The organism is Flavobacterium sp. N1736 (assembly GCF_025947065.1).
In the GTDB taxonomy this organism is placed as follows: Bacteria; Bacteroidota; Bacteroidia; order Flavobacteriales; family Flavobacteriaceae; genus Flavobacterium.
The window spans coordinates 3,037,328-3,050,501 of sequence record NZ_CP109994.1 but is presented as its reverse complement, the minus strand read 5'-3'; the positions used below and the strand labels follow the sequence as shown (position 1 = coordinate 3,050,501).

General features: G+C 31.5%; 11 protein-coding genes. All 11 read left to right on the top strand.

Going from position 1 to position 13,174, the window contains the following annotated elements; all coding sequences use genetic code 11:
* The first annotated feature begins 21 nt into the window (after positions 1 to 21).
* Genes OLM54_RS12950 through OLM54_RS12900 form a run of 11 tightly spaced genes read left to right on the top strand, consistent with a single transcriptional unit; the run spans position 22 to position 13,104 of the window.
* On the top strand, positions 22 to 1,473 hold the full coding sequence (locus OLM54_RS12950; RefSeq protein ID WP_264535031.1) for an MBOAT family O-acyltransferase: 1,452 nt from the start codon (positions 22 to 24) through the stop codon (positions 1,471 to 1,473).
* A gap of 9 nt (positions 1,474 to 1,482) precedes the next feature.
* Positions 1,483 to 2,397 carry a hypothetical protein gene (locus OLM54_RS12945; protein ID WP_264535030.1) on the top strand — a complete coding sequence of 305 codons (915 nt, stop codon included), beginning with the start codon at positions 1,483 to 1,485 and terminating at the stop codon, positions 2,395 to 2,397.
* 59 nt (positions 2,398 to 2,456) lie between these two features.
* Positions 2,457 to 3,890, top strand: coding sequence for an MBOAT family O-acyltransferase (locus tag OLM54_RS12940; RefSeq protein ID WP_264535029.1), 1,434 nt, complete (start codon positions 2,457 to 2,459; stop codon positions 3,888 to 3,890).
* On the top strand, positions 3,890 to 4,771 hold the full coding sequence (locus OLM54_RS12935) for a hypothetical protein (protein WP_264535028.1): 882 nt from the start codon (positions 3,890 to 3,892) through the stop codon (positions 4,769 to 4,771). The genes OLM54_RS12940 and OLM54_RS12935 overlap by 1 nt, the downstream gene beginning before the upstream one ends.
* A gap of 3 nt (positions 4,772 to 4,774) precedes the next feature.
* A complete protein-coding gene (locus tag OLM54_RS12930) occupies positions 4,775 to 5,923 on the top strand; it encodes a glycosyltransferase family 4 protein (protein WP_264535027.1) in 1,149 nt (382 codons plus the stop codon).
* Between the two features lie 2 nt (positions 5,924 to 5,925).
* Positions 5,926 to 7,464 (top strand): glycosyltransferase family 2 protein, encoded by a 1,539-nt coding sequence (locus OLM54_RS12925; RefSeq protein WP_264535026.1) that lies wholly within the window; start codon positions 5,926 to 5,928, stop codon positions 7,462 to 7,464.
* Positions 7,465 to 7,467: 3 nt separating this feature from the next.
* Entirely contained in the window at positions 7,468 to 8,466 is a 999-nt protein-coding gene (locus OLM54_RS12920) for a glycosyltransferase family 2 protein (protein WP_264535025.1), read from the top strand.
* An 8-nt stretch (positions 8,467 to 8,474) separates the two neighbouring features.
* Positions 8,475 to 9,572, top strand: coding sequence for a glycosyltransferase family 4 protein (locus tag OLM54_RS12915; RefSeq protein ID WP_264535024.1), 1,098 nt, complete (start codon positions 8,475 to 8,477; stop codon positions 9,570 to 9,572).
* Positions 9,569 to 10,687, top strand: a complete 1,119-nt coding sequence (locus OLM54_RS12910) for a glycosyltransferase (protein ID WP_264535023.1) — start codon at positions 9,569 to 9,571, stop codon at positions 10,685 to 10,687. Before OLM54_RS12915 ends, OLM54_RS12910 begins: the two co-directional genes overlap by 4 nt.
* Entirely contained in the window at positions 10,684 to 11,754 is a 1,071-nt protein-coding gene (locus tag OLM54_RS12905; RefSeq protein ID WP_264535022.1) for a glycosyltransferase, read from the top strand. The genes OLM54_RS12910 and OLM54_RS12905 overlap by 4 nt, the downstream gene beginning before the upstream one ends.
* A 6-nt stretch (positions 11,755 to 11,760) precedes the next feature.
* Positions 11,761 to 13,104: an O-antigen ligase family protein gene (locus OLM54_RS12900; RefSeq protein ID WP_264535021.1), complete on the top strand. Its 1,344-nt coding sequence runs from the start codon at positions 11,761 to 11,763 to the stop codon at positions 13,102 to 13,104.
* The last annotated feature ends 70 nt before the right edge of the window (positions 13,105 to 13,174 follow it).

Genomic DNA, 13,174 nt, shown 5'->3' with positions numbered 1-13,174 from the left:
TAAAAATTATAAATACCACAGATGTTTTTTAACTCCATAACGTTTGCTGTTTTTTTACCAATCGTTTTTTTCCTGTATTGGTTTATATTCAATAAAACCAAAAGCACACAAAATGCTTTATTAATTGTTGCCAGTTATTATTTTTATTCCTGTTGGGATTGGAGATTTCTGTTTCTATTGGTTTTCTCTACATTTCTTGATTATTACACCGGAATTCAAATTGAAAAAGGAAAATCAGAGAGAAGCCGAAAATTTTGGTTTTGGCTTAGTATTATAGTTAATTTGGGTTTTCTGGCAGTTTTTAAATACTATAACTTTTTTGCCGACTCTTTCTCCCATTTATTAAATTCAGCGGGTTTTAAAGCAAGTCCAATTTTATTAGAAGTTATTCTTCCTGTCGGAATTTCATTTTATACATTTCACGGTTTATCCTATGTAATCGATATTTATTACAAACGAATAAAAGCCGAATACAACTTTGTAGATTACTCCTTATTTGTAAGTTATTTTCCGCTTTTAGTTGCCGGACCAATAGAAAGAGCCACACATTTATTGCCGCAGGTAAAAGTAAAAAGAGAATTTGATTACAGTAATGCAGTAGATGGTTTAAGGCAGGTTTTGTGGGGTTTGTTTAAGAAAGTTGTAATTGCAGATAATTGTGCCTATTATGCCAATCTTGCTTTTGATAACCCTGATTCAAATTCCGGAAGCACTTTAGTTCTTGGAGTTATCTTTTTTGCCTTCCAGATTTATGGCGATTTTTCAGGTTATTCAGATATTGCAATAGGAATTTCAAAATTGTTTGGTATAGACTTGCTGCGAAATTTCAACTATCCTTATTTTTCAAGAGATATTGCAGAGTTTTGGCGTCGCTGGCATATTTCACTCTCTTCCTGGTTTCGCGATTATGTATATATACCATTAGGGGGCAGTAAAGGATCTAAGTTTACGCAAATACGTAATGTATTAATCATTTTTATTGTTAGTGGTTTTTGGCATGGCGCCAACTGGACTTTTATTGTTTGGGGATTACTCAATGCATTATTTATTCTGCCATCAGTTTTTTTTAAAACCAATAGAAATAATCTTGATCTTATAGCAAAAGAAAGAAGTTATCCAACGTTTAAAGAATTAATTCAAATGACACGGACTTTTGCTATAATATGTTTTGCCTGGATATTTTTCAGGGCAAAAGATTTGAATACAGCATTTAGTTATATAAAGAGAATTTTTTCGAGTAGTTTATTTACGATACCAAGATTTGATTCAAAGCCAATCTCTATAAAAATACTGTTGATGTTAATTTTATTTCTTTTAATAAAAGAATGGACTTCAAGATCCCATAGTTACGCCTTGTATATGAAAGATTCAAAGTCGCCTTATTCAAGATGGGCTTTATATTTTTTAATTTTCATCCTGATAAGTATATGGGGAGTTACGGCAAAAACAGAGTTTATTTATTTTGCTTTCTAATTTACAGATATGATTAAAAAATTTATTGTTAAAACAATATTGGTGTTTACAGGTTTTTTGATAATCCTGTTAATTGTTTTATTGGCAAGTTCAGCTTATGTTAAAAGTAGAAATTTTAAAAATTCTCAAACAGAAAGTAATACGTTATTTATCAAAGCAGACGAGAATTTTGATTTAATGTTTATGGGGATTTCTCACGCCAGAAATTTTTCAAGATATGGAAATCATGAAATTCTAGAAAAAATGTTAAAGAAGAAAACCGTTAATATTGGGCAGGGAGAAGGAAAGTGCGGCTTAAATGAGCAATTGTTTTATCTCAACTATTTTTATTCTGAGAATAATAAAGTAGATACTATTTTTTTTATACTATCGCCGCCAATGTTAACTTCAGATAAACTGCCGTTTTCTACAAACACTTTTAACGAAGAAGTATTCAACTTGAAATTTTGTTCTCAGTATTTACTATTTGATACTGAAAATAAATATGAAAGAATGATACAATACGGACAAAGCAAATTAAAAGCGTCATGGATAGATTTAATGCCAAATTATAAAATAGGTAAGTTTGATTCATTAAAAAAAATTGACCTTGCGTCAGTAAAAAAAGGAGTTAAATTTGTTCACGGCGAGAGTATTAATACTGAAATATATAATAAGGCCTGTCTTGAAGTTGAGAAAATTGTTAAAACAGCAAAAGAGAATAAATCTGAGATTATCATGATAATTCCGCCCGCTTTGTTTGGCAAATGGCCAGAACACGAACTTGCGATTGATCTTGCAAAAAAAATGAAGACAAATTATAATGTAAAGTATTATGATTTTTCAGAATCAGTATTAGTGCCGGAATATTATTATGATCATCACCATTTAAATACCAATGGAGTTAAATATTTTGCGCAGCATTTTTTAAAGCCATTACTTTAAAATTAAACAAAATCGGCTAATGTAATTTTAAATATACAGCCCCATTTAAAAATTTATTTATGTTTTTTAATTCTATAGCATTTGCTATTTTTTTACCAATCGTTTTTTTATTGTATTGGTTTGTATTCAATAAAACCAAAAGCACTCAAAATGCTTTATTAATTGTTGCCAGTTATTATTTTTATTCCTGTTGGGATTGGAGATTTCTGTTTCTATTGGTTTTCTCCACATTTCTGGATTATTATACCGGAATTCAAATTGAAAAAGGAAAATCAGAAAGGAGCCGAAAATTTTGGTTTTGGCTTAGTATTATTATCAATTTAGGTTTTCTGGGAATTTTTAAATACTATAACTTTTTTGCCGCTTCTTTCTCAGAACTATTAAATTCTGCCGGTTTTAAAGCAAGTCCAATTTTATTAGAAGTTATTCTTCCTGTCGGAATTTCATTTTATACATTTCACGGTTTATCATACGTAATCGATATTTATTACAAACGAATAAAAGCCGAATACAACTTTGTAGATTATTCCTTATTCGTAAGTTATTTTCCGCTTTTAGTTGCCGGACCAATCGAAAGAGCCACACATTTATTGCCTGAAATAAAAGTAAAACGAGAGTTTGATTTAGAAAAAGCAAAAGAAGGAATCTATCAAATTGTTTGGGGATTAGTCAAAAAAGTAATTATTGCAGATACTTGTGCGCCCTACGCCAATGCTATTTTTGATAATTATACGTCAATGAATTCGTTTTCATTAGTATTGGGAGCCATTTATTTTGCTTTTCAAATTTATGGGGACTTTTCAGGATATTCAGATATTGCATTAGGAGTTTCAAAACTATTCGGATTAGATTTATTGCGAAACTTCAATTATCCGTATTTCTCCAGAGATATTGCCGAGTTTTGGCGCCGCTGGCATATTTCGCTTTCTTCCTGGTTTCGCGATTATTTATACATTCCGTTAGGCGGAAGCAAAGGCGGAATCTGGATGAAAATCAGAAACACATTTATCATTTTTGTAGTCAGCGGGTTTTGGCATGGAGCCAATTGGACTTATCTCGCCTGGGGATTTATAAATGCCGTTTATTTTTTACCGTTATTAGTATCAAACAGCAACCGAAACAATATGGATGCTATTGCATTGAAATTTGATTTTAATTCGGCAAAAACAGTAATGAGTATTTTTTATACTTTTTTCCTGACTTGTGTTGCCTGGGTATTTTTTAGGGCAAAAACAATTACAGACGCGGTTTTATATTTAAAAAGAATAATTTACAGTGGAGAATTTAAAATTCAATTTCTGGCAAATGATCGAAGTAATTATGAGCTAATACCGCTCATTGGTTTGTTTGTGTTGATAGAATGGAACAGCCGTAATAAAATAGAACCGATTTCCGGGAAAAGAAGCACATTAAAATTAGCCTTTGCTATTGCAGCAATCATAGCGCTGGGAACCTTTTCAGATTATAAAGAATTTATATATTTTCAATTTTAATGAAGAAATTTTTAGTTTATATAGTTAAAATTTTAATCTTAACTATTTTGATTGCCATACTATTAGATGGCGTTTACACGTATATTTATTTGCAAGCCGGCAATAGAGGAAAAGTAGAAAGAATATTTACTTCAAAACCTCAAAAATACGATGTTGTTATTTTAGGTACTTCTCGCGCAAATAATCATTTTGTAGCCAAGATGTTTGAAGATAAAGGTCTGAAAACGTTTAATTACGGAATGAGCGGCGGGCACTTATTTGAAACATCATTATTGTTGAAGTTAATGATTGAAAGAAAATTTTTGATTAAAAATATTATACTTGAAGCCGATTTAAGTCTTGCAAATGATCAGGAATCTGAAGGGATTTCTGCTAAATTTTTACCTTATATTCATAATTCGGATATTATCAAAGAGCATTTTAAAACAAATGAAAACTTCAATGAATTGTATTATATTCCGTTTTACAGATATATAAAATACGAAGCCAAAATTGGTTTTAGAGAAGCATTCTATACTGCTGTTGATAAAAAAACAAATGCTTTAGACAACTTAGGATATTATCCGTTAAAAAAACATAAAAACGGGAATATGAAAAATAATATTGCCAAATTGAAACCATTGCAGCATAATAAGTATTACGAAGAAATTAAAAAATTGTGCCAAGACAATCATATTAATTTTATTGCCGTAATGACACCAATGTGCGAAAACGTGGTGGGAATGAATTATTTTGATAAAGTTAAAAAAGTATATCCTGAGATTCATAATTATGAAAATGTAGTAGTTGAAGATAAATATTTTTCATCCTGCGGACATATGACTGATGCCGGAGCAAGAATATTTACTGCCAGAATTCTAAAAGATTTTTTTAAGAAGTAAACAATGAAAATAGCCTTTTTAACACCAGAATACCCACATCCAAAAACCGGAAATTCCGGAGGTATTGGCACAAGTATCAAAAATCTGACAATCGGACTTTTAGCGCAAGGTGTTTCAGTCAGAGTTCTTGTTTACGGACAAAAAGAAGACGCTGTTTTTGATGATAACGGCGTTTTAATTCAGCAGATAAAAAATGTAAAAATTAAAGGATTGTCGTGGTTTTTTACAAGAAAAAAAATAGAACAACTAATTAATAAACTCTATTCTAATAAAGAAATTGATTTAGTTGAAGCACCGGATTGGACAGGAATTACTTCTTTTATTAAACCCAAAAAGTGTCCAATAGTAATTAGACTGCACGGATCAGATACTTATTTCTGTCATTTGGATAATCGTCCGGTAAAATGGGTAAACAAATTTCATGAAAAAAGAGCTTTAATTAATGCCGATGCATTATTATCTGTAAGTCAGTTTACGGCAAATACAACAAATGATGTTTTTGGTTTGAATAAGAAGTTTACAGTTATTCCAAACCCTATCGACGCAAGTTTATTTCAATCAGATAAAAATGTTCAGCAAGGAAAAAGCATATTATATTTTGGAAGCCTGATTCGCAAAAAAGGACTTCTTGAATTGCCTTTAATTTTTAATAAAGTAATCGAAAACAATCCGGATGCTAAATTGATTTTGATTGGTAAAGATGTTTCAGATATTATTTCAGGAAATTCATCGATCTGGCAAATGATGCAGGAATTATTTTCAAATCAGGCAAAGCAAAATGTAACCTATTTAGGAAGCGTTCCATATACCGAAATAAAACTGAAAATTCAGGATGCAGCACTTTGTGTTTTTCCGTCTTTTGCCGAAGCTTTTCCCGTTTCCTGGCTGGAAGCGATGGCGATGGAAAAACCAATTGTCGCCTCAAATATTGGTTGGGCAAATGAAATGGTCGATGACGGAGATAATGGGTTTTTGATTCATCCGACAAATCATGATGTTTTTGCAGAAAAAATCACTACACTTTTAAACGACAAAGAGTTGTGTTTGAAAACAGGAAAAGCAGCAAGAAAAAAAGTGGAAGATTTTTTTAATATTGACAGTATAGCGAAACAAAATATAGAATTTTATAAAAGCATAATTAACCGTAATTAGGAATGAAATTAAATGAATTTGTAACAACAGCCGGAGAAGTTATTCTTTATAATGGACAGCCTGATTTTGATCAATTAGAAACATTGTCAAAAGAAGCCGGAGATATCTGGCATAGTTCTTTTGAGCAAGGATACAAAAATGCTTTTCCAGAATTAGTATATCAAACCGCTGTGTTTTTTATGTTTATCAATGATTTTGATAATCTTGACAAATGTGTAAGCTGGAGAATTAATCCAAATCAATTTGCAGTTCGTAAATCAGTTTGGGAAACGTTGAAAGGTTTTGATGCAGAATATAAAAATATTCAATTACAGGCATTAGATTTTGGATACAATGCTTTGCGAAATTCAGCAGCTATTCCGTTATATAGTAAAGGACTTTTTGAGGAAAACTCAAAAGAAGAAATCAAAATATCAGCAAAAGACAGATACGTTTTTTTTAGAAAAAATTTCAAAATAGATCATTCTGTTTTTATGTTATACAGAGAAGGATTCTGGAAATGGAAAGAATGGAACGCCTTTTTTTATGCTAAGAAAAACTTCAAAAAATCAGGCGCCAAACCTATCATTAAACCTCGTGAATTGATGGAAATCGAAGGAAATCCTACGATTAGCTACATCATTCCAACAATGATGCGTCAGGATTTTACGCTGCAATTATTAAAAGATTTGGCTGCTCAGACATATCCCGTTTCGCAAGTTGTAATTGTAGATGCAACTCCAAAAGATGTACGGGATGAAAAGCTATATAACTCAATAGATTTTCCTTTTGAATTAATTGTTAAATGGCAGGAAACAAAAGGCAGTTGTCGAGCGCGAAACGAAGCAATCGACTTATGTACAGGAGAATATATTGTTTTTGGCGATGATGATGTTCGTTTTCAGTCTAATTTTATAGAAAATCATATCAGAATATTACAAACCTATAAAGTAGGCGCTTGCAACGGACTTGATATTCGTGCGGATAATCAGGAACAGGATTTAACAGATTTACAAGATAAGCTTCAAAAACTGGGCGACAAGAGATGGTTTGTTGGCGCAAGTCATGGTTTTAGTAACGCAAATTCTTGTGTAAAAACAGAATATGTTCGAAAATTAATTGGTAACGATATTAATTTTGATGGCGGTTATGGCGAGGATAGTGATTTTGGAATGTCGATAATTAAGTTAGGACAAATTGTAGTTCATAATCCTTTTTCTCCAAATTTGCATTTAAAACCTCCTGTTGGCGGATATCGATTTTGGGGAAATCAGTCTAAAATTTTAGGCAAAAAAAGAAAAGCCCAGCCTTGGGAATTAGATACGCCGGTTAAGTCTATTCGCCCCGTTCCAAGCCCAACGGTTATGTACGGAATCGTAAAACATTTTACAGCGCAGCAAGTTTTAGAATATAAGTACAAACACTTTTTCTTATATCTTTTTAAAGGTTCAAAAAAAGGACTTTTATACCGTTTTTTAAGAATTCCGTACAAAAATCTTCAGTTTAAAAAATCTCTTTTTTATGCTAAAAAACTAAATAACTTAGGAGCAAGACATAAATAAAATATGAAATTTTCCCTTATCATTTGTACCTACATGCGTCCTGAACCTTTGTTGAAATTATTACAATCGGTTCAGGAACAAAATATATATCCTGATGAAATTTTAATTATTGACGGATCAACAAATAATAAAACTGAGATTGTTTTAATAGAAAATCCGTTTGAAAATCTCCAATATTTTTTGGTCGGTGATAAAGATCGCGGACTTACGAAACAAAGAAATTTTGGCATTCACAAAGTAAATGATGCCGTTAAAGTTGTTTGCTTTTTGGATGATGATACGGTTTTAGAACCCCATTATTTTGAAAATATACTGCAAACCTATCATCAGTTTCCGGATGCTCTGGGCGTTGGAGGTTATATTTGTAATGAAATAAAATGGGAAGAAGTTGAAGATAATTACATTCCTAAAATCAATGAGTTTTATTTTGACGGATGGAAACGTAAAGACGGAAGCCGTTTTATATTACGTAAAAAGCTGAATTTGGATAGTGATTCTCCACCGGGTTTTTCTTCTAATTTTTCACACGGAAGAAGCGTTGGTTTTTTACCACCAAGCAATAAAACGTATGAAGTTGAACAATTGATGGGCGGAGTTTCGTCTTTTCGAAAATCAGTTTTTGAAAATTTTTCATTCTCCACTTATTTTGAAGGTTATGGACTTTATGAAGATGCCGATTTTACTTTAAGAGTTGCCAAAACTGGAAAATTATATTTAAATACATCAGCAAAATTAAATCATTATCATGCTGTTTCCGGAAGACCAAATCAATATCATTACGGTAAAATGGTAGTAAGAAATGGCTGGTATGTTTGGCGTGTTAAAAATCCAAATCCGGTTTTTAAAGATTATATAAAATGGCATGCAATAACAATTTTACTTACTTGCATAAGGTTTACCAATGTAACTACAGATCACAATAAAAAAGCAGCTTTTACGGAATCGCTGGGTAGAACAATTGGCTGGTGGAGTTTGCTATTTAATAAACCCCAAATAAAATAAGGGTATTTATGAAAACAATTTTAATTGCACATAATTATACCGAAAATTCATTTGCGTCAATGAGTTATTATTTAGCGCATCATTTGGCGGATTTAGGAAACAGAGTAATTTTTATTTCTCATAATCCCTTTTTTAAAGAAAAAGAGATTATTAAAAAAGAGAAAGGTGAAATTATCGTGTATTCTTGGTCCACTCAAAAAAGGCCAACATCGATAAAAGATGTTCTTTGGTTTTCTAAAATTTATTTTAAATATAAGCCCGATGTGGTTGTTGGTCATTTTGTAGGCGCTAATATTTCAATTGCAATATCAAAAATACTGTCTTTTGGCAGGGCTAAAACATTTGCCTATTATCATACGTTAAGCGATCAAATTTCAAAAGATCAAAAACATAGCGGAATAAAACACAACATGTTTTTTTTACGAAAAAAGATGTTTTATAAATTATTCTGTAATGTTGTTGTTTGTCCGTCAGAATTAGCAAAACTAGATCTTGAAAAATATTATTCTGTTACAAAAGGAATCGTTTTTTTAAACCCGATGAAAGATCGATTTAAAGGCAAAACAGATAACAGCGAGAATATTGTTATCTCGTTTTTAGGCAGATTAGATCCTTCAAAAGGAATTTTAGATCTCGTTACGGCGTTTAAAACATATTGCGATAAAATTAAAACGACAAATATAATTTTGAATATTGCCGGAACAGGAAGTCAGGAAAAAGAGATTAAGGAATTGATAAAAAATAGTGAGAATATCGTTTATTTTGGAGGATTACCTTATGATAAAATTGATGACTATTTATGCAAAAGCCATTTTGCGATAATACCTTCAAAAGTAGATAATTTACCAACGGTTGGTTTAGAAGCCATGATGAATCAGACGCCATTGCTGATTTCTAATGCAACAGGATTAACAAAATATGTAGAAGACGGTAATGAGTGTTTTAAATTTGATTCAAATCAGGAATCTATGGTTTCAATTTTTGAAAGAGTCGAAAGCAATTTTAATCTCCAGCCTCAAATGAGTGCTAATGCAAGAAATACTTTTTTGCTCAAATTTACCATAGACAATTATTGTATTAATTTTTCCAACGAATTACTCAAATGAAACTTGTAATCATTACACATGTCAATCATTTTCAAAGTGATAATCAGTATTTTGGTTATGCGCCGTATGTGCGTGAAATGAATATTTGGTTAAAATATGTTGATCAGGTTATCGTAGTTGGGCCTTTGCTGGAGAAAAATCCAACAGCAATTGATATTGCGTACCATCATCCTGAAATTGATTTTAGAAAAATACCTGATTTTAATTTAACCACTTTTAAAAATAGTATAATAGCTGTTTTTAAATTCCCAATAATACTCTGGCGAATATTTTGGGCAATGAAAGATGCAGATCATATTCATTTACGCTGTCCCGGAAACATAGGTTTATTGGGTTGCGTGGTTCAAATTCTGTTTCCAAACAAAATAAAAACAGCTAAATATGCAGGAAATTGGGATGCTGCAAGCAAACAGCCGTGGACGTATCGTTTACAAAAATACATTCTGAACAATACTTTTCTAACACGAAATATGCAGGTTTTGGTTTATGGAAACTGGAAAAATCAATCAAAAAATATAAAACCATTTTTCACCGCTACTTATTCAGAAAATGAAAAAGAAACGATTCTAAAAACCGGTTTTGATTCGGTTTTAGAATTCATTTTTGTTGGAAGTTTAGTGTCAGGAAAAAATCCATTATATGCTGTAAAACTTACAGAACAGCTGATAAAAAAGGGTAATAAAGCAATTCTCAATTTATACGGAGAAGGAGTTGAGCGAAGTGCTTTAGAAAAATATATTAAAGAAAATCAATTAGAAGAATATGTTTTTTTAAAAGGAAATCACGAACAGGAAACCATAAAAAAAGCGTATCAAAAAAGCCATTTTGCGATATTGGCATCTAAAAGCGAAGGCTGGCCAAAAGCTATTGCCGAAGCTATGTTTTGGGGATGCGTTCCTTTGTCAACAAAAGTTTCATGTGTTCCTTTTATGCTTGATTACGGAAACAGAGGCGTTTTACTAGACATGAGTATAAAGGATGATCTGGCTAAAATTACAGAAATAATTACAGACGAGAATTTGTTTTTAGATAAAAGTAAATTAGCAATAAAGTGGTCGCAGGAATATACAACGGATGTTTTTGAGTCTGAAATTAAAAAGCTTTTGGTAAAATGAGAATTGTACAAATAATAGATTCTTTAGATGCTGGCGGAGCAGAACGAATGGCGGTTAATTATGCAAATGCATTAGCCAAAAAAATAGCATTCTCTGGTTTAATAGCAACAAGAAAAGAAGGTTCTTTAAAAGATCAGATAAATTCGAATGTTTCTTATTTGTTTTTGGAAAAGAAAAATAGTGTTGATTTTCAAGCCGTTTTTCGTTTAAGAAAATATATCAAAAAAAATCAGATCGATATTATTCATGCGCATAGTTCTTCGTTTTTTATAGCCGTTTTAGTAAAATTGACTTTGCCGGGAATAAAAATTACCTGGCATGATCATTACGGAACAAGAGAAAAAGAAACGAAAGAAAAGAATAGGGTTTTGATATATTTATCGGCTTTTTTTTCTGCTATTTTTGTAGTTAATCTTCAGTTACAAGAATGGAGCAAGAAAAACATGCACTGTTCCCGAGTGATTTTTATTCCTAATTTTATAACTTCAAAAGCCGAAACGGAACAGTTGACCAATTTAAAAGGAAACGCAGGTAAAAGAATTGTTTTTTTGGCGAATTTAAAAAATCCAAAAAATCATATTTTGATCCTAAAAGCTTTTACCGAGTTAAAATTAAACGAAAGTGGCTGGACTTTACATCTCATCGGAAAAGATTATTTTGACAACTATTCAAATGAGATAAAAAAGCATATAACGTCTTATTCATTAGAGAATGCCATACATTTGTACGGAGCAAAAAATGATGTCAGATATATCTTGTCGCAAGCATCTGTTGGTGTTTTAGCTTCGACACAAGAAGGATTTCCCGTAACGCTACTTGAATATGGTTTAGAGAATTTAGCCGTAATTTCTACAAATGTGGGATATTGTTCCTCTATTATTCAAAATGAAGTAAACGGCTTGCTGTTTGATCCTCTATCGTATTTAGAGGTGAAATCGCAGTTGAAAAAAATTACGGATGATGATTCGCTTAGGAAAACTTTAGGAGATAATTTTAAGCAATCCGTTGAGCAGCATTATTCAGAAGAGATTGTAATAGAAAAGTTAATCTCTGCTTATACAAATTAAATAAATATGAAAAACATTTCATGGTCTTATGGTTTTCTGATTTTTATTCATGCACTAATAGCTTTGGTGGTTTTTGCAGTGCCTTTTTTGTCAAAAATATATGCACTTGTAATTCCAATATTAGGATTTTATCTTGTTTACAAAACAAAAAACAGAAACAATGAAGTTCTTTTAATTGCTGCTTACATGGTAGGTGTTGAGGTGTTTTTAAGAATGACTGACGGGAATTTTAATAATGAATATGTTAAATTCAATGTTATTTTCTTCATGCTTGTAGGTATTATTTACAGCAATTTTTCTACCAATGCCTTTATTTACTGGTTTTTTCTGATTTTGTTAATTCCGGGAATACTGATAACATCAACATCAACAGATTACTATAATGTAGATGTTAAAAAGGCGTTATTCTTTAATTTATCTGGACCGGTTTGTTTGGCAATTTCTGCCATTTATATGTTTCAAAGGAAGATTCTATTTGCAGATTTACAAAAAGTAGTTGTCGCAATGGGATTGCCTATTTTTACTACTACAGTCTATTTATTTTTATATAATCCCAGCGTAAAACAAGTATTAACAGGTACACAATCGAACTTTGAAACTTCGGGAGGTTTTGGACCCAATCAGGTTTCTACTGTTTTGGGATTAGGGATTTTTATCTTTTTCACTCAATTAATTTTATTTTCAAAATCAAAAAAATTAATGATTTTGAACGGAATTATATTAATTATGGTGAGCTACAGGGGCATTGTTACTTTTTCAAGAGGAGGAGTAATTACGGCTGTAGTGATGATTGCCTGTTTATTAAGTTTAATGTTTTATTTTTCAAATGCAAGGGGCAGAGGTAAGTTCTCTTTAGTTTTTATCGTGACGACACTTATGGGAATAGGAATTTGGACATATACTTCTTTAGAAACGGGCGGCTTAATTAATAAGCGTTATGCTAATAAAGATGCGGCAGGAAGACTAAAAAAAGATCGATTGGGGGGTCGTGAAGAAATCATGGATACCGAATTAAAATTATTTATGGATAATCCTATTTTAGGAATCGGAGCCGGTATGGGTAAAGAGCTAAGAAAAGAGCTGTTTAGTTTAGACGCCGCTTCTCATAATGAAATAACCCGAATGTTAAGTGAGCACGGTTTGTTTGGTATTTTAGGACTTTTGATATTATTAATAACGCCATTTGTTCTTTATCTCAATAATTGGCAGCACTTATATTTCTTTTCTTTTTATTTATTTTGGCTTCTTACTATAAACCACGCGGCCATGCGTACCGCAGCTCCTGCGTTTGTTTATGCCTTATCACTTCTTTCGGTTAAAGTGAAAATTCCTGAAAAAGCTGAAAATTAGATAGTTTATATTCTTTTTTTTATAATACATTTGCGTCAAGTTTTAGCCCCAAACCAAAACCAAATAGACC

What these genes read in the sequence shown, in the direction of transcription:
- OLM54_RS12950 (WP_264535031.1), top strand. Translation starts at nt 22, where the DNA reads ATGTTTTTTAACTCCATAACGTTTGCTGTTTTTTTACCAATCGTTTTT.
- OLM54_RS12935 (WP_264535028.1), top strand. Translation starts at nt 3,890, where the DNA reads ATGAAGAAATTTTTAGTTTATATAGTTAAAATTTTAATCTTAACTATT.
- OLM54_RS12910 (WP_264535023.1), top strand. Translation starts at nt 9,569, where the DNA reads ATGAAACTTGTAATCATTACACATGTCAATCATTTTCAAAGTGATAAT.
- OLM54_RS12930 (WP_264535027.1), top strand. Translation starts at nt 4,775, where the DNA reads ATGAAAATAGCCTTTTTAACACCAGAATACCCACATCCAAAAACCGGA.
- OLM54_RS12940 (WP_264535029.1), top strand. Translation starts at nt 2,457, where the DNA reads ATGTTTTTTAATTCTATAGCATTTGCTATTTTTTTACCAATCGTTTTT.
- OLM54_RS12905 (WP_264535022.1), top strand. Translation starts at nt 10,684, where the DNA reads ATGAGAATTGTACAAATAATAGATTCTTTAGATGCTGGCGGAGCAGAA.
- OLM54_RS12945 (WP_264535030.1), top strand. Translation starts at nt 1,483, where the DNA reads ATGATTAAAAAATTTATTGTTAAAACAATATTGGTGTTTACAGGTTTT.
- OLM54_RS12900 (WP_264535021.1), top strand. Translation starts at nt 11,761, where the DNA reads ATGAAAAACATTTCATGGTCTTATGGTTTTCTGATTTTTATTCATGCA.
- OLM54_RS12920 (WP_264535025.1), top strand. Translation starts at nt 7,468, where the DNA reads ATGAAATTTTCCCTTATCATTTGTACCTACATGCGTCCTGAACCTTTG.
- OLM54_RS12925 (WP_264535026.1), top strand. Translation starts at nt 5,926, where the DNA reads ATGAAATTAAATGAATTTGTAACAACAGCCGGAGAAGTTATTCTTTAT.
- OLM54_RS12915 (WP_264535024.1), top strand. Translation starts at nt 8,475, where the DNA reads ATGAAAACAATTTTAATTGCACATAATTATACCGAAAATTCATTTGCG.